Source organism: Catenuloplanes japonicus, assembly GCF_000717135.1.
GTDB lineage: Bacteria > Actinomycetota > Actinomycetes > Mycobacteriales > Micromonosporaceae > Catenuloplanes > Catenuloplanes japonicus.
Window position 1 is genome coordinate 1 of sequence record NZ_JNXY01000016.1, and the last position, 16,802, is coordinate 16,802.

The 16,802-nt window shown below is 70.1% G+C and carries 10 protein-coding genes; all 10 read right to left on the reverse strand.

Going from position 1 to position 16,802, the window contains the following annotated elements; genetic code table 11:
* Positions 1–7,500, reverse strand: a 7,500-nt coding sequence (locus tag OP04_RS22005; RefSeq protein WP_456297622.1) for a WXG100-like domain-containing protein, incomplete at its 3' end; no start/stop codon positions are given.
* A gap of 19 nt (positions 7,501–7,519) precedes the next feature.
* Entirely contained in the window at positions 7,520–7,837 is a 318-nt protein-coding gene (locus tag OP04_RS22010) for a WXG100 family type VII secretion target (protein ID WP_033341691.1), read from the reverse strand.
* Positions 7,837–8,289, reverse strand: a complete 453-nt coding sequence (locus tag OP04_RS22015; protein WP_033341692.1) for a YbaB/EbfC family nucleoid-associated protein — start codon at positions 8,287–8,289, stop codon at positions 7,837–7,839. The genes OP04_RS22010 and OP04_RS22015 overlap by 1 nt, the downstream gene beginning before the upstream one ends.
* Positions 8,290–8,334: 45 nt before the next feature.
* Entirely contained in the window at positions 8,335–9,225 is an 891-nt protein-coding gene (locus OP04_RS49945) for a hypothetical protein (protein WP_051798627.1), read from the reverse strand.
* Positions 9,222–12,242 carry a hypothetical protein gene (locus OP04_RS53530; protein WP_051798630.1) on the reverse strand — a complete coding sequence of 1,007 codons (3,021 nt, stop codon included), beginning with the start codon at positions 12,240–12,242 and terminating at the stop codon, positions 9,222–9,224. Before OP04_RS53530 ends, OP04_RS49945 begins: the two co-directional genes overlap by 4 nt.
* A gap of 29 nt (positions 12,243–12,271) precedes the next feature.
* Entirely contained in the window at positions 12,272–12,964 is a 693-nt protein-coding gene (locus OP04_RS22030) for a hypothetical protein (protein WP_033341693.1), read from the reverse strand.
* A 161-nt stretch (positions 12,965–13,125) separates the two neighbouring features.
* On the reverse strand, positions 13,126–13,416 hold the full coding sequence (locus OP04_RS22035) for a hypothetical protein (protein WP_157240163.1): 291 nt from the start codon (positions 13,414–13,416) through the stop codon (positions 13,126–13,128).
* Positions 13,417–13,464: 48 nt separating this feature from the next.
* Positions 13,465–13,755 carry a WXG100 family type VII secretion target gene (locus OP04_RS22040; RefSeq protein ID WP_033341695.1) on the reverse strand — a complete coding sequence of 97 codons (291 nt, stop codon included), beginning with the start codon at positions 13,753–13,755 and terminating at the stop codon, positions 13,465–13,467.
* 165 nt (positions 13,756–13,920) lie between these two features.
* Positions 13,921–15,336, reverse strand: a complete 1,416-nt coding sequence (eccB, locus tag OP04_RS22045) for a type VII secretion protein EccB (protein WP_033341696.1) — start codon at positions 15,334–15,336, stop codon at positions 13,921–13,923.
* 1 nt (position 15,337) lies between these two features.
* Complete coding sequence (gene eccD / locus OP04_RS22050; protein WP_033341697.1) at positions 15,338–16,735, reverse strand: type VII secretion integral membrane protein EccD; 1,398 nt, start codon at positions 16,733–16,735, stop codon at positions 15,338–15,340.
* Between the last annotated feature and the right edge of the window lie 67 nt (positions 16,736–16,802).

A 16,802-nucleotide genomic window follows, 5' to 3' on the forward strand; every position in this document is an offset into this window, starting at 1 on the left:
GAACCTCGGCTGATCCGCGCCGGAGAGCGTGAACGGCCGCCAGCGCGCCCGCATACCCTCCTGATCCTCCGCGAGCCCGGTCCACGTGTGCGTCTGCGAATCCTCCGGCTTCATCTGCCCGGCGGTCAGCAACTCCACGGTGAACTCGGTGTCCAGGTCCGCGATCATCGCGCGCGCGACCTTGCCGGTCCAGTTCGGATCGCTGTCCACACCGGACCGCAGACCACGGCCCATCTCCGACGACGCACCGGTATTCGTGCCGTGCGTCGTGCCGTGGGCCATCGCGCCGGTGACCGACCCGCTGATCGTGCCGTAGGTGCCGGCGACCGCGGTCTCCGCCATCGGCTTCGGCACCAACGTCGTGCCGAGGTTCGCGCTCAGCTCGAACAGGTTCCGCAGCTGCGTCGTACCCCGCTCCTGCAGACGAATCTGCCGGTAGATCTCCAGCGGATTGAACTGACTCTGCGACACGATACGGTTACCGGCGCCCGGCACCGGCTTCGCCCGCAACCGCAGAACGCCGATCTCCTTGCCGTCCGCGTCCCGCAACGGGTTCGACAGCATCCCGTCCCCGCGCAGGCGCGGCAGGTTGGCGTGCGTGTCGCTGAACCCGCTGAGGGTCAGGATCTCCCGCTGCGACTCCGGGCTCAGATTCAGCGCGTCGCTGTTCGGCCGTCCCGCCAGTCGCGGCAGCACACCCAGGATCATCCGGCCGACGCCGCCCGGGTCGTGGAACGAGTCCATCGACATCGGCAGCTTCGCCAGCGTGTCCTCGGTCGGCGGAGTCGCGTCCTCCGGCGGCCTCGGCGCCGCCACATGCTCCGGGAAGTTCACGACCACCGGAGTGGTGACCGTGGTATTCGTGCCCTTCGCCAGCTCGGCGTCGGTCGGCTTCGGCGCCGGCGTCTTGTCCTTGGCGGGCCTGAGCGGATCGGGCAGCGGCGTGCTGGCCGGCTCCACCACCACAGACCATTCCACGGTGTACGGGTGCGCGAAGCCGATCCCGCGGATGCGCTCCGTGGTGCCCTGGCCTGCCCCGATGTCGGTCAGCGTCGTCCGGGTGTACTTGCCGTGCGTGATCCGCGCGGTCCCGGTGATGTTGAAGAGCCGGAACAGACCCTGGCTGAGCGGCTGGAACCGCTGGAAGGTGAGCGGCAGGTCGCGGTAGTTCGACGACTGCTGGATGACCGCGTTCGTGGAATTGCCGACCTTGCGGTTCTCCGCCTGGGTCAGCTCCGCCGTCGGGAGGTCCGGCAACACGTCCGGCGCGTCGTTCCGCGTCATCGTGGCACGCAACCGCACCCGCAGCGCGTGCTCACCGGAGCCGACCACGTGCGTGATACCCGACTTGCCGATCGCCGTCGGCAGATTGCCGGTCAGCGACAGCTGCGTGGTGATCGCGTCGATCTCACCCTTGATCTGATCCCGCTGGGTGTAGTGGATGTGCGGGTCGGCCCGGTCCTGGACCAGCTGCCGGACGTCGTCCGCGTCCGTCTTCGCGATCGTGACCTCGGTGCCGGTGCCCAGATAGCTGTGCGCGCTGCCCGGATCGTCCCGGTCACCGAACCTGGTCAGGTCGACCTGTTTGCTGATCCGCGCCTCGAGATCGTCCAGCTTCGACTGCGCGTCAGCGAGCTGCTGCGTGGCCGTCCGGTCGTCGGACCGGGCCTGCTCCAGGTCCATGCCGAGCCTGGTCAGTTCGAACTCCAACTGCGCGACCGTCGGCGTGCCCTGCTGAGCCACCCGTGCCTCGTCGAGGGCCTGCTCGGCGTCCGTGACTTCCTGCTCCGCGGTCTCGAAGACGCCCTCGCGGGTCTCGTACACCTGGGCGGCGGCCTCTTGCTTGGTCGCGGCCTGCTTCCTGAGCTGCTCGGCCTCGTCCGAGCGCCGCGCGGCATCCTTCGCTTGGGTGTCCAGCTCCGGAATGGCCTCCTGGAGCTCCTCGATCCGCTCCTCGATGTCGAGCACCTGGGAGCCGTCCGGCTCCGGCGTGGTGTCCGGGTTCGCCTCGTGGGCCCGCTGCGCGGCGGCCAGCTCCGCCCGGGCGGTGGGCAGCCGCCCGCCCAGCGCGCCGAGCTCCCGCTGCGCGCCGCCGAGCCTGGTGCCCGCTTCGGTGGCCGCCTTCCGCGCCGCCTTCGCCTTCGCCTCCGCGTCGGCCCGGACGATCGCCGCTCGCGCCGCCGTGTCGAAGGCCTCATGCAGCCGGGTGGTCGCCCGGTCGAAGTCGTCCTGCCGTGCGCGTGCCGTACGCCCCGCGTTCTGCACGTCGTTCTCGGCCCGCTGAGCCGCGACCACCCGGTCGCGGAACGAGGCCAGGGCCGTGTCCGCGTTCCGCGACCGAGTGGTCGCGGCGAGGGCCTGAGGGGTGAGTCTGTCGTTGACGATCCGCCGCGCCTCGAACCCGAGCGACGCGACCCGCGCGGTCGTCATCCCGTCCGTCGCGGTCGGGAACGGCCGCATGGCGTCGATCCGCAGCCGCAGGTGCTCCGCCGCGTTCCTGGCCGCGGCCAGCGCCGTCTTCGCCCGGTTCGAGGCCTTGGCGGCCTCTTTCACCTGCTCCAGCGCGGTTTCCCGGTCGGCGTAGGCATCACTCACGCGCTGGTCGGCACTTTCGCGCGGGCCGTCCAGCGCGTCGCGTGCGGCTTCGGCCGCCCTGACGTCCGCCGCCGCCGTCTCCTGGTTCCCGGTGGACATGATCTCGGCCACCCGCGCGTCGACGCGCGTGGTCCCGACCCGGATGTCCGCCTGGGCGATCTGCCGATCGATGTCACGCAGTGCCGCCTCGGCGTCGGCGATCTTCCGCTCGCTGTGTTCCACGGCGGTCCGGCTGTCGCCCAGGTCCCTGCCGGCCTGCTGCAACTGCGGCACCAACGTGTCGCGGATCGTCGCCCTCGTCTCGGTGAGGGACGACACCAGCTCCGACAACTGCGGCGAGTCGGGCGTGGCATCCGGCTCCGGCGGGACGACGGGCGTCGTCAACCGGCCGGCCTCGTCCGCCACCTCCGTCAGGCGAACGGCCCGGTCGTCCGCGACCGTGTCCGGATCGGCGGTGACCGACGGGCTGCCGGTGGCGACGTCGTCGTCCCCGAAGTCGGTGGACTCGCCGGTCTCCGCGGCGCGCGGAGTCTGCCGCGGCGCCGACTCGATCGGCGCGAGGTCCACCCCGGTGCCCGGCACCGGGACGAACCGCAGTCGCAGCGGGTCGACCGGGATCTTCGCCTGCCGGCCGGACTCCGCGTCGAAGAACGCGACACCGTCCAGCGGGTCGGACGAGACGGTACGCGGGGCCACCCGCACCGCCGTGAAGCTGTGCGCCGGCTCCCCGCGCTTCGCGTTGACCACCACCATGCCGGCGGAGTCGACGTTCTTCAGCGACGCCGCGATCGTGTCCAGGCTGTCGGTGTCCACCATCGGCGTACCGGCCACCTGAGGCAGCACGTTGACGTCGGTGGCCACCGACGGCACAGTCCGGTACTGCCGGCCGCGGTCGAGCAGCTGCCAGACCGACGAGATCGTGGCCAGCACGCAGTTCGTCAGCCAGCCCGCGTCGGCGGACGGGTTCCGGTCCGCGTTCAGGTTGCGCAGCTGCGGCACGCGGTCCAGCAGCAGGTCCACATTGCTCCGCGAGCCGGCCGGACGCCAGCCGGACATGTCCGGGCGGCGGCTCGCCACGTTCTCCTTGACCGTGTCCGACAGCGCGGTGCCGTCGCGGTCGGTCGGCGCATCGATGCCGGTCGCCGGGTCCGGGCTGGAGACCACCTGCGGCGTCGAACGGCCGGCGTCCTGGATCGTCTCCCACATCGACCGCAGCGCGAACGGCGGGATCAGCAGGTCCCCGGGGCCGACGTCGGTGGTCGAGTCGCCGTCGGCCGGGCGGTCCCCGATCGTGAAGTCCGGCAGACCCAGGTGCGGCGCCACATGGATCATCTGGAGCTGCACCGGCGCGTCGACGCCCAGGTCCGAGGCGTTGCCGTGGTTGTCACCCGGCCACACCGTGATCGTGGTGTGCGCGTCCGCCGGACCGTCCGGGGCCTGAATGTTCAGATGCAGTTGGTGGTCGTCGCCGTCCAGGTGATGGCGGCCGTTGATGTCCTGGTTCGCCTGCGAGGCGAGGTTCTGCACCAGGTTCGACACCTGCGACTGACTCACCCGCGGGCCGGGGACCAGCATGTCGCCGATCCGGGCCGTCTGGTCCGGCGTCAGCCGCGCCCCCGGCGTGACCGCCGACCGGGCCGCGTCGACGTCCGCCGGGTGCAGGCCCGCACCGGGCCGCAGTGCGTCGTGGACGGTCGCGACCTGCGAGCGGGTCAGCGGCCCGTCGGTCTGCAACGCGGTCCGCGCCGCGTCCACCTGCGTCTGCGTGACCTGGCCGGGCACGAAGTGCGGCTTCCAGGTGACCTCGGTGACGTTCCGCCCCGGCGACACCTCGACGTGCTTGACGTCGAACCGCACATCCGGCCGCGCCCCGCTGTCGCCACGGCCCCGGTCCGGCTGCACATCCACCCGCTGCGACGGCGTCTTGTCCGCCGCGTCCCGCCAGTCGTCCGGTTGCAGGAACGGCTTGTCCTGCCCGGTATCCGGCGTCGCATCCGACGGCACCGGCGTGGGCGGGTCCACAGGATTCGACGTGTCCGACGTGTCCGACGTATCCGTGGTGTCGGTGAAGTCGGTCGTGTCGGTGATGTCCGTCGTGTCGGTGACGTCCACGGAGGGCTGCGGCGCGCTGTCCACCGGCTGCGGCACGACCGTCGGCGTCACCGAAACCTGCGGCTGGCTCGGCGGCGCCGGTATCGGCGCCGGCGTGCTCGTCGGCGGCAGGTTGATCGGTACCTGCACCTGCGGCTGGCTGACCGGCGTCTGCACCGGGGGTTGCGGCTGGCTGACCGGCGTCTGCACCGGGGGTTGCGGCTGGCTGCTGGTTTGCGGCTGGTTCGCGGCCGGAGCCTGCGTCTGGTTCGACGACGTCTGCGGCTGGTTCGCGGCCGGAGCCTGCGACTGATTCGACGACGGAGCCTGCGACTGACTCGACGACGTCTGCGGCTGGTTCGCGGACGCGCCTTGCGACTGGTTCGACGGCGCCTGCGGCTGCGAGGTCGAAGAGGACTGCGACGGACCCGACGACGTCTGCGGCTGCGAACCCTGCACCTGACCAGGCGCCGAAGACGACGACCCACCCGACGACGTCTGCGATTGGGGCGAGGTGGAGGTCTGCGACTGCGCCGACGACGTTCCAGTGCCCTGCGAGGATGAGGATGTCGCGGTCTGGCCCGGCGAGGTGGAGGTCTGCGACTGGCCGGAGTTCGCCTGACCGGCGGCGGTCTGGGACTGGGTTCCGGACGTCTGTGACTGTCCCGCGGCCTGCGGACCTGAGCTACTGGTCTGCGGCTGCGTCGTCGACTGCCCCGCTGTGGAGGACGACTGGCTGCCAGTCTGGGCGCCGGTATTACCGGTCTGCGATCCGCTGCTCTGGGTTTGCACCTGCCCGTTGGCCTGCGAACCGCTTCCGGACGTGGAACCACCGGTCGACGAGGTCGGCGGCTGAGACGCCGTCTGCGACGAATTTCCTTGCTGGTTCGTCGCGCCAGACTGGTTCGTCGCACCGGACTGATTCGTCGCACCGGACTGGTTCGTCGCACCGGACTGATTCGTCGCGCCAGACTGGTTCGTCGCACCGGACTGATTCGTCGCGCCAGACTGGTTCGTCGCACCGGACTGATTCGTCGCACCGGACTGATTCGTCGCGCCAGACTGATTCGTCGCACCAGACTGATTCGTCGCACCAGACTGATTCGTCGCACCAGACTGATTCGTCGCGCCCTGCTGGTTCGCGGTGCCGGAGGTGGCCTCCTCGTAGGAGGGGGGCGCGTTGGTGTCGGTCTTCGAGTAGACGGGGGGCGCTTCGGAGTCGGTGGGGCCGTTCGAGATGACGGAGGGCTGTTCGGAGCCGGTCTGGCCGGACTGGCCGGTCTGACCTTTGAACTCCGCAAGCTTGCTGTCGCCCTCGGCGGACTTGCCGCCCGTCCCCTGTCCAGGCGATGTCTGGCCCTGTCCGACGTCCGCGGACTTGCCGCCGGTCCCCTGTCCAGGCGATGTCTGGCCCTGACCGACGTCCGCGGACTTGCCGCCGGTCCCCTGTCCAGGCGACGTCTGGCCCTGACCGAACTCGGCGGACTTGCCGCCCGTCCCCTGCGTCGGCGACGTCTGACCCTGGGCGACCTCGGCGGGCATGACGGTCGGGTTGCCGAGGTGGTCGAGGCCCGGCGTGCCGAGGCCCTTTCCACCCAGCAGGCTGGTGAGCGCGTCGTCCAGGGCGGACTTTTCGGCGTCGACGCGGGACTTCTCCTCGGCGAGCGCGGTCTCGAAGTCCGACGCCCCCTTCGTACCCTCGGAGTCGAGGTTGACGTTCTGGAGTTTCTCCTTGGTGGAGCCGTCGCCGCCCTGGACCTCGTCGGAGTCGTAGGCCGGCGGCTGGTCCTCGGGGGATTCGGTGTAGACGGGCGGCTGCTCGGCCTCGGGACCGTCGGTGACCAGGGTCTGCTTGTCCAGGTCGAGGGCGCCGATCTTGCCCTTCAGGTCGCCGATCTTGCCCTTGATGTCGGCGCCCTTGCCGGCGAACGGCGAGTCGTTGCCCTCGCCGACGCCGCCGATGCCGGCGGCGCTGACCGAGCCCCAGTTGAACGGCTCACCGGTGATCTTGGAGGTGATGCCCTCGGCTGCCGCGGCGCCGGCGGCCTGGCCGACCGCGCCGAGAGCGGCGCCGCCGACCTTCAGTTTGATGTCGAGCCCGCTGAACTTCTTCGGCGGGTCGATCGGGACGTTCTTGCCGCCCTTGCCGACCTTACTAGTGATCTTGGACATGATGGCGCCGCCGGCGGACCGGCCCAGACCGGCCGCGACGCCACCGAGCACCGCGCCCCACGCGCTCTGCCCGAGCGACTTCGTGTCCCAGCCGTACTGCTCGCCCTGGAGCTGCTTGATGGCCTGGTGCAGGAAGTCGATGCCGAAGCCGATGAGGAACTCGACCGCGATCTCGCGCAGCAGCGTCCGGAGGATGGCCCAGAGGATGGCGCGGCCGGCGGCGAGCACGCCGGGTACGGCGAACGCGCCGAAGAGCGAGGCGATGAGCGCGACGATGGACGCGAAGAGGATCACCAGCTGGACGATGATCATGATCTTCGTCTTCTGGAGGCTCGCCGACGCGTTCATCGCCGACTTGCCCAGCTCATCGGCCGTGCTGATCAGCGAGTCCAGGATCTCGGGGAGATCCTTCTTCGTCACGTCCTGGTAGAGGCGGGCTGCGGAGCCGTCCATCGAGTTGTCGAGGGTCCGGCTGACCGGCGCCAGATCGTCCTTGGCGTGCTGGGCCGCCTGCTTGAAGGCCATCCACGCGTTGTGGATCTCCTTGAGGTTGCCCTCGCTGCCCTCGGGCCATTCCATGCCGACGGTCACCTTCAGGAAGTTCTGAAGGTGCTGAGGTGGCTGGATCGATCCTCCGGGCATGAGCTACTGGTACCTCTGCCTACTTGTCCTCGAAGATGAGCTTGTCGGCGCCGTACTGGTCGAGCTTGGCGAACTCGGTCGTGATCATGCGGAGGTTCTCCGCCACGGTCGCCAGCGACTCGGGGGTGAGCTTGCCGTTCTCCAGCGCTTCCTGGGCCTTCGGCAGGTACCCCTCGGCGAACTTCTTGCCGGCCTCGTCGTCGCCCCAGCAGCCCTCCACTGCCTCGAGCCGTCGCTTGAGCTGGTGCACGGCCGTCTCGAGCTGGTCGGAGATGACGTCGAGACGCGTGGACGCGCCGTTGACCTCGGGGATCTGGACCCTGGTGATCTCAGACATCACTTGTCACCCATCAGCCGGGACCGGTCCGCCGGGCTGACCGCGTCGTCCGGCAGCGACTTGAGCGCGGTCTCCACGAAATTGCCGACGATCTGGTCGAGCGGCACCGTGCCGTTCGCCAGGCTCTTGAACGAGATGCCGGGCAGCAGGTCCTGGCCGAACATCTCGTCCATCTTGCCCATCGCCTCGCCGCGGGCCGCGCCGATCGCGTCCACGATGGCGGCGCCCAGCTCGGCGGGCGGCATCTGCCGGTACTTGGTGTTGTTGAACGCCAGCTTGGTGAGGTCACCGCGACCGTCGAGCGTCACGGTGAGCATGCGGTCCTTGGTCGTGTGCACCGTGCCGCCCGACGCGATCTGCTCGCTGAGGCCGGCCAGCCGGGCCCGCTCCTCGTCCAGTTGGGCGAGCGCGGCGTCCAGTTCACGTTGCGCGTTGTCGGCTGCATCCGTCATGGCGTCTCCTCTCCGGAAGCTATGTGATCACAACATGAGGTGAAATCAGAAACGGGGCTTACCGCGGCCGGGGATGTCCCAGCCCTCGCGTTCCACGCTCTCCATCCAGGCCTCGACCTCGGCCAGCGGCGGCGTCTTGCCGCCTTCCTTGCGACTCCGCGGCTGGCTCGGGCCGCCGGCGCCGGTCATTCCGCCACCGCCCATGCCTCCCATGCCTCCCATGCCGCCCATGCCTCCCATGCCTCCCATGCCGGCCATACCAGCGCCGGCGCCGGCTGCGGCTCCGGCTCCGGCGGCCATCGGCATCGGCATCGCGCCCATCGGGGAGCCGCCACCGCCACCGCCACCACCGCCAGAGCCGCCGGAAGCGGCGTCCGGATCGTCGGGGGACTGCACCGCCATCAGCGTCACCGAGTCCGAGGCCGGCGGCTCGATCACCGGCGCCGGCGGGAGTTCCCGGGCGGCCAGCCGCTCACCCGTCGCGGTGGTCGCCGGCGGCTCCGGAAGATCCGTGCCGGCCGTCACGAACGCCTGGTCCACGGCGTACATGGTGACCAGGCCCTGCCGGTCGTACGCGGCACGCTCGCTCTCCGGCGCCGCGTCCCGTCCCTGCACCAGTTCACGGATTCTACGCTGGCCGTCGAGCAGAGCGTCCCCGGCCTGACGCAGCGTCGCCGCGAAGTCGGTGGCCTCGAGTTCCTGCAACACCGCGGTGATCCGGGCCGGCCGGGCGCCGGTCACCGAGATCGCGCCCAGCTCGGCCGGGCGCGTCCAGGCCTCGTCCACCCGGCGCATCGCGATGTCGAAGTCCCCGGCCAGGTCGGCGAACGCGCGACGTCGTGCGTCGAACTGCTCGGCGACCTCGTACAGGACGTGCGGGCGCGCATTCAGGAGAATGCGCGCCACGTCGTCCAGCGTGGCCGGCGCCGGGCTCATCGGGACGGCCGTCCCACGGCGCCGGTGGAGACGCCCTCATCGAACTCGTCCCAGGCGCCGTCCTCCGCTTCCATCCAGGTGTTGCGCTCGCGATCCTTCGGCGGCTGGGCGCCGTGCCCGGCGCCGCCCGGCGGCATCGCCTGCATCGGCTGATTGCCGTCGGTACCGCCGCCGGTGAGCGCGGACGCCGCGTTCGACTGCGCCGCGGAGCCGGATCCGGAGCCGTCGCCACCGCCCGCGGGCATCAGGTTGACGCCGTTCTCGATCTGGGCGGGGCCGCCGCCACCACCACCGCCGGTGCCGCCGCCACCGCCGCCGAGGGCATCGTCGAGGCCGCCGAGGTCAGGGGCGCCACCGCCACCGGACCCACCGCCCGAGCCGCCACCCGGGCCACCGCCGAGCAGGTCGTCGAGGCTGGTCTCCTTACCGTCACCGGTGTGGACGCCATCCTCCTCGATGAGGCCGTCGAGCGCATCCTGGGCCGCGGCCTTCGCCTCCTCCAGCCCTTCGATCCGGGCTCGCTCCTCGGGGGTGTCACCGGGCATCGCCTCGGCGTCCGCGATCATCTGGTCGATCGAGTCCGACATCGAGTCGCGGGCCTCGCCGATGGCGTCGTCGCGCCACGCGTCGTTCTGGTCCAGGACGCCGTCACCGCCGCCTTCGCCACCGCCCTCGCCGCTGATGTCCTCGCCGATGCCGAGGCCCTCCTCCAAGTCGCCGATGGCGTCGTTGGCCGCCTCCTGCGCGTCCTGCAACGCCTGCTCCCGGGCGGCCGCGGCCTCGGATGGGCCGTCGCCGGTGCCACCGCCCGTGCCGCCGGTGCTGCCCGCGCCGGAGCCGAGTCCGCTCTCCACCTCGTCCATCGCGTCGTCGACCGCGTCCTGGGCGTTCTCCAGCGCGTCCATCCGGTCGGCCTTCTCCGCGTCGGAGAGGGCCGGGTCCTCGGACGTGCTGTCCATCAGGCCGTCGATCGCGTCCTCCGCGGCCTGGCGCGCGTTCTCCAGCGCCTCCTTCGGCGAGCCGGAGTCGTCGACGCCCTGGAGCGCCTTGTCGACCGCCTTCTGCGCGTCCCGCATGGCGTCCTTCTCGGCCGGGTCGTCGCTGCTCGTCGCGAGGTCGCCGAGCGCGTCCTCGGCCGCCTTCTTCGCGTCGTCGACCGCGTCCTCGCCGGTGCCCGCGCCGGTGCCGCCGCCCTCGCCGCCGAGGCCGGACTCCATCTCGTCGAGCGCGTCGTTGACCGCGTCCTGCGCGTCCTCGAGCGCCTCGGTCCGGCCGGCCTTCTCCTCGTCGCTGAGCGACGGGTCGGACTCGGTCTCCTCCATCAGGTCGTCGATCGCGTCGTTCGCGGCCTGCTGCGCGTCCTCGACCGCCTCGGCGGGCGTGCTGCTGCCGCCTTCGCCCATCAAGCCGTCGATCGCGTCGTTCGCCGCCTTCTGCGCGTCCTCCAGCGCCTTGTCCCGGGCCGCCTCGCCGCCGCCGGTGCCGCCACCCGTTCCACCGCCGGTGCCGCCACCGGTTCCGGTGGGCGAGCCTGCGCCGCCGCCCATCAGGCCGTCGATGGCGTCGTTCGCGGCCTTCTGCGCGTCTTCCAGCGCCTTCTGCCGTTCCGCCTCGCCGCTCTTGGACGGGTCGCCCGACTCGGTCGCGGGTGTTCCGCCTCCGGCGCCCTCACCTTCGCCTTCGCCCTCGCCGGTGAGTCCTTCGATGGCGTCGTTCGCCGCTTTCTTCGCGTCCTCGAGCGCCTTGTCCCGCGCGGCACCGGGTGAACCGGAGCCGCTGGAGCCACCGCCCGGAGCGCCGCCACCGGTGCCCGCGCCGGCCTCTTCGCCGGGGGCTCCGCCGGTCAGCCCTTCGATGGCGTCACTGGCGGCCTTCTTCGCGTCCTCGAGGGCCTTCTCACGTTCCTGACCCGCGGCCGACTCCTCGCCGCCACCCTGGCCCCCACCGGGACCACCGCCGAGTCCGCCGAGCGCCTCGCCCGCTTTCTTCGCGGCCTCGTCGGCCTTCTTCTCCTGCTCCGCGGCCTGCTGCTCGGCCTTCTCCTCGGCGGCGGCCTGCTTGGCCTCCTCCTCGGCTTCCTTCTTGGCGGCCTTCTCCTCCGCCTCCTTCTCCTTGGCCTCGGCCTTCTCCTCGGCGGCGGCCTGCTTGGCCTCCTCCTCGGCCTCCTTCTTGGCGGCCTTCTCCTCCGCCTCCTTCTCCTTGGCGGCGGCCTTCGCCTCGGCCTCCTTCTCCTTCTCCTCCTGTTCCTTCTCCTTCTCCTCCTGTTCCTTCTCCTCCTTCTCTTCCTTCTCCCTCTGCTCCTTCTCCTCCGGGGTCTCCTCCGGCTCCTCCTCCGGCTCCTCCTCGGGCTTCTCGCTCTTCTTGAACTCGGGCGCGAAGTCGCTCATCTCGACCTCGAGCTCGTCCAGCACGCCGCCGCGCTCGTTGTACTTGTCGCGGAGGCTCCGGAGGCGCTCACGCATGTGCGGCATCAGCACCTCGCGGTCGACCTTGCGCTTGGCCGCCTCGCGGATCCGGCTGATCTGGTCCGCCGAGGGGCTGCTGTCGGTCCCCTCGTAGATGCTGTAGAGCGCCTGCTCGAAGATGTCCGCCTGCTGTTCCTTCAGCTTGTCGCCGAGGAGCCGGTTGGCGTCGATGATCTCGCCACCGAAGATCTTGATGTCGTGACCGACGTGGCCGACCGCGCCCGGGTAACCCTCAAGGTTGTCGAACACCTTGACGTTGTGCCGGCGCAGGTCGTCCACTTTGTCCTGAAAACGATCGCCCGCCTTGCCCTCGAACTTGCTGTCCAGGTCACGCAGAACCTCGTTGAGGCCGTCGGTGATGGCCTTGATCTTGTCCATCGCCTTCTGGAAGGCGTCACCGGCGTCGTGCCAGTGCTGGCCGATGGATTCCCGGTCGTCGACCAGATGCTTGACGGCGTTCATGAACTGGGTCGAATCCGCAAAGCTGGCGAACGTCTGGCCAGTCGGCGCAGGCGTGTTGAACGACCCGACGTAGATCTTCTCTTCGGCCACCGCGAGGCTCCTCGAACTCTCTCAGACCTCTAGTAGTTCCAGTCCTTCAGGATTGTCTGCGTGAATTGGTTGGGGTCATTCCGGGCGCCCTTCTTGTTGTCCCAGTCCGGGTCGTCGTCGTGAATGAAGCCACCGTCGTACTTGAAGTCCGTACCGTCGTCGTTCTTGCTGTTCGCATCGTCGAACAGCCCGGCGATGTTGTCCTTGTCGTCGTCCCGGCCGATCGACTTGGGCAGCGTGATGTCGATCGCGCCGTTCGGGCCGTACACCGGAGCGCCCTTGTCGATCTTGTAGGCGTCGCCGTGCGTCGTGTCCTTGGTGTCCTGGCCCTGCCAGACGGTGTCCGTGTATTCGGCGTCGTCGAACGAGATGTCCACCGTGTCGCCGACCCAGGTGTCAATGACCTTGAGCGAACTGTCCTGCAGCGCGTCGGCGTTCGCCTCGTCCGCGTCGCGGAAGTTCTTGGCGATCTTGCGCAGCTTCTCGGCGAGGTCCGTGATCGACGACTTCATCGCATCGCCGTGCGCCTGCACGCCCTTCAGGCGGTCGTCGACGAGCGCCAACAGCCAGTTCGCCGAGTCGAAGTCCTTGTAGCCGGCCTCCAGATCCTCGAACTTCTCGAGGTTCTCGAAGGCCGAGGTGTCGTCGAAGAGACCGTCGAGCTTCTTCGCGGCCGCGTCCAGCGCGTCCGCAGTGACCTTGGTGGTCGGTGCCTCAGCCATTCCTCTACCCTCTCCAGGCTCGGTCGATCAGGCGGCGGGATGCGATCGCCGCGCCGTGAGGGCGGGTCACCCCGGAAAACGATGTGTGTAAAACGGCCTAGCACAGACGGAGGAGCGGTCGACGGATCCGCGCGGGATCACGCCGACCGCCTCCGGGCGGATCAAATGCCGTCGCCGAGCTTCCGGTCGCGCATGCCCATGTCCTGGTAGAAATCGGTCAGCTGCTTGCCGCGTTCCTTCATGATGAGGTTCTCGGCGTGGAGGTCTTCCTTGATGGTGCCGGCGCGGGACTTGTAGCCCTCCATGAGCGCACCCTCGCTGTTCTGGAACATCCTCTCGACGTCGTCCATCAGCCCGTCGACGTCCGACTCGATCTTCTGGCCGATGTGCATCATTTCTTCGAACGCGGCGTCCATCGCCGCGTAGTCATAATTCATCTGGTCATCAGACACGGAAGATCCTTTCTAGAAGGTGAGTTAAGTGACGCGTGAACGCTGGGATCAGCGCAGGTCCTGAGCCTGACCCGTGGTGGCGTTCTCCATCTCGGTGGCGGAGTCCTCGAGGTACGCCGTCATCGCCTCGAGCCTCTTCTGCACCGCCTCCATCGACTCCTTCCACTCCTGGTGGACGACGGCGAGCCGGTCCGTCAGGGCGTTCCTGCTCCGCTGGTGGAGGTCATCGACCGTCCGAGTGAGGTTGTCCTCCGCCTGCGTGAAGGACTCGTTCGTCGACCGGTGCTTGTCAGCCGATTGCCGCATCTCAGTCGGCGTTACCTTGGTATTCAGAGCCATGCCAGCCTCCGCTTGTTCGTACGTACTGTTTCTCTGTCTTCGCGAGCCCGATCGCCGATCCGCGATTCCGCCCGGTTCATGCAATCAAGCCGAGGACGGTTCCGGGCCGCTGACGGCGTGGAGAGCGTATTCGCGGGGGTTTCCCTCGCCGGGTGTGTGTCCGGCTCATCCGCCCCAAGCCTGCCCTTGCAGCGCGGCGTCCCGGCTGAGCACCGGGCCGGTCGGGAGCATGGCCAGCATCTCGGACGGCATGTCTACCGGACCGACGCCGGAGAAGCCCAGCGCGTTGACGGTGTTGTCGTCCGCCAGCGGGAACTTCACCCCGTACTCCGAGATCAGGTACTTGGCTCCGGGCGCGGCGCCGGGCGCGGCCCGGTCCTGCACCAGCATGCCGGAACCGGTGGGCGCCATGATCTCGTCGATGGTGGACGGTGTGTTGGTCCGCGTCGGCACCGCCACCGCGCCCACGAGATCCTGTTCCTTCAGCGACGCGGTGGTCACCGTGGTGCCGCCGCCGGTCAGCGCGTGCCGCACGCACGGCAGGTCCGCGCCGATCGCGTTGACCGGCTGGGGCGGCGACGCGGGGTAGCCGACGAAGTACGCCGCGGAATCGACGACCTCGGCGTCACCCAGGCCGTCCGCGCCGATCTGGATCGCGGCGACCTTCTGGTTCGGGTACGCCTTCGCCGTGTCCGAGTCCGCCAGGATCAACGCGGCCGCGGTCCGGGCCAGCGGTTCCAGCCCTTTCCTGGTCAGCAGGTAGAGCTGCCGGGTGTTCACCACCGGGTTGCTCACCTCGTAGACCTGCCCCACCTTGGCGGGCAGCCCGCTGATCCGCGGGCCGGACTCGCCCCGGCCCGGCAGGTCCGGCGCGGCCAGGTCGCGCCCGGCCGGGATCGAGTTGAGCCAGGCCGGGTTGACCGGCATCGGCGGGATCGAGTCGTAGCCGAGCGCGGTCATCGCGGACGGCTTCGGGATCCGGTACCGCCGCCCCTCCCAGACCAGGTAGAGCGCCTGGTCCGGGGTGGACACCAGCAGTGCACCGGTGCCGGCCGACGCCGCGGCCTCTTTCGCGGTGAACAGCAGCGTGGTACGCGGCGGGCCGTTCGTCTCGACCGGCGGCCGGGCGCAGACGGTCCAGGTGCCGGTGTGCAGCGTCGCCGCGGTCGGCAGGTTGTCCGGCGCGTCGGTGATGCCGATCGGGCCGCCGACCGGCACGCCGACCATTGACTTGCGGGCGACCGAGATGACCGCGTTCTCGTTCGCCAGGATCAGCCGCGCTGAGGTGTAGTTGAGCACCGGGCGGAGCTGGCCGTCGAGCAGCAGGTAGCGGGCGCCGGTCTCCTTGACCATGATGATCGAGCCCTCCTTCTTCCACTGCGTGCTGCCGCCGGGGCGGAGCAGGCCGTAGATGCCGAAGCCCGCCGTGATGAGCACGGCGAAGAGGAGTCCGACCACCACGCCGATGGCGAAGCGGCGGTGCGGCGGGTCGTCGCTGTCCGGCCGCCCCTTCATCAGCCCGCCGACGATGCGCTGGGCCTCGAAGAGGTATGCCTGGACCTGATCTCTACGCGACCGCATGTCAGCCGCCGGCCCAGTGCCGGATGAACGTGTAGACGCCGAGCGCGGCGCCGAGCACCGGCAGCATGGCGACCGCGATCGCCAGTTCCGAGATGTCCGCCGCGCGGGCCCAGTACGGCCGGAGCCGCCGCCCCGGCACGATGGTCGCGGCCACCACGAACGCGAGGCCGATCGCGAGCATGAACGGCGCCACCGCGGCCCGGATCAGCAGTTCCTGATCCTGCAGCCAGCGCATCAGCACGCCGATCGTGATCACGGTGCCGGGCACCAGCACGGCCCACCGCTGGACCGCCGTGGTGAGGTGCCGGGCGCGCAGGAACAGCAGCGCGGCCGACATCGAGGCGAACAGCAGCATCCACGGGCCGCCCGGCGCGACCAGGATCAGGCCGAGCGGCGCCTGGGCCAGGCAGACGCCGATGAGCAGCGCGGACTGGTAGCTCACCGCGGCCTTGCCCCGGTCCACCACCAGCTGGTGCGGCACCGGGTCGATGTCCTCGTTGAGCTGGTCCGCGCGGCCCGGCAGCATCGGCAGCGAGGAGCCGCCGAGCCGGAACGCGATCAGCGGCAGCCCCATCATCACGCCCAGGCTGATCACCAGCGTGATGCCGGCGATGTCCTGCTGCGAGTACCCGGTGTAGGCGGCCACCAGCGACGGCACGCCGACCGCGATGGTGAATGCGATGGCGCCGGTGAAGACGAGCGCGCTGTCCGCGACCGCGGCCAGGCCGACGCAGAGCGCGGTGAGCGCGGCGATCGCGGACGTCGCGACCGGCAGCGCCCACCCGGCGTCGGGCAGCGCGTAAGTGGCGAACGCCCAGCCCGCGACGGCCGCGTAGGCCGCGCCGGCACCGGCGAAGATGGTGCCGACCACCGGGTCGAGCGCGGCCCGGCTGGCCACGCCGGCCGCGGTCAGCAGCACCACGCACAGGCCGATCGAGGCCAGTGCGCGCTCCAGCGGCAGGCCGTTGAGGCCGAGCACCGGCAACGCGAGCAGGATGGACAGCCCGGCGAGGCCGAGCAGCATGCCGCGCAGCCGGCCCGGGGTCCAGTGGTCGCCGTGGTTGGTGACCTGATCGGCGATGCCGGAGATCATGTCGTCGAAGTCGATCGGCGGCAACGCGGCCGCGCGCGGGCGGATGTGCACGGTCTCGCCGTCGAGCAGGTCGAGCTCGGCGGCGGACTTCTCCTCGTCCAGCGGCTTCTGTCCGAAGCGCTGCACGACGTACCCGTCGTGGTCGGTGCCGTGGTCCGCGGCGTCCGGCTGCAACGCGGGTAGGACCGCGGGCAGCACGTCGATCAGCGCGACCTCGGCCGGCACCGCGACATCTGTCACGTTTTGCCCCAGGACAAACCGTAGCCTTACCGGCGCTGCCGTGCGACGCTGTGTGGGCTCTTCCATCCGTGGTTCCGGTTCCCCTTCCAGCCCTGCATCCGGCCGTGAAGCTAACCGGAACGCCGCCTCTGAC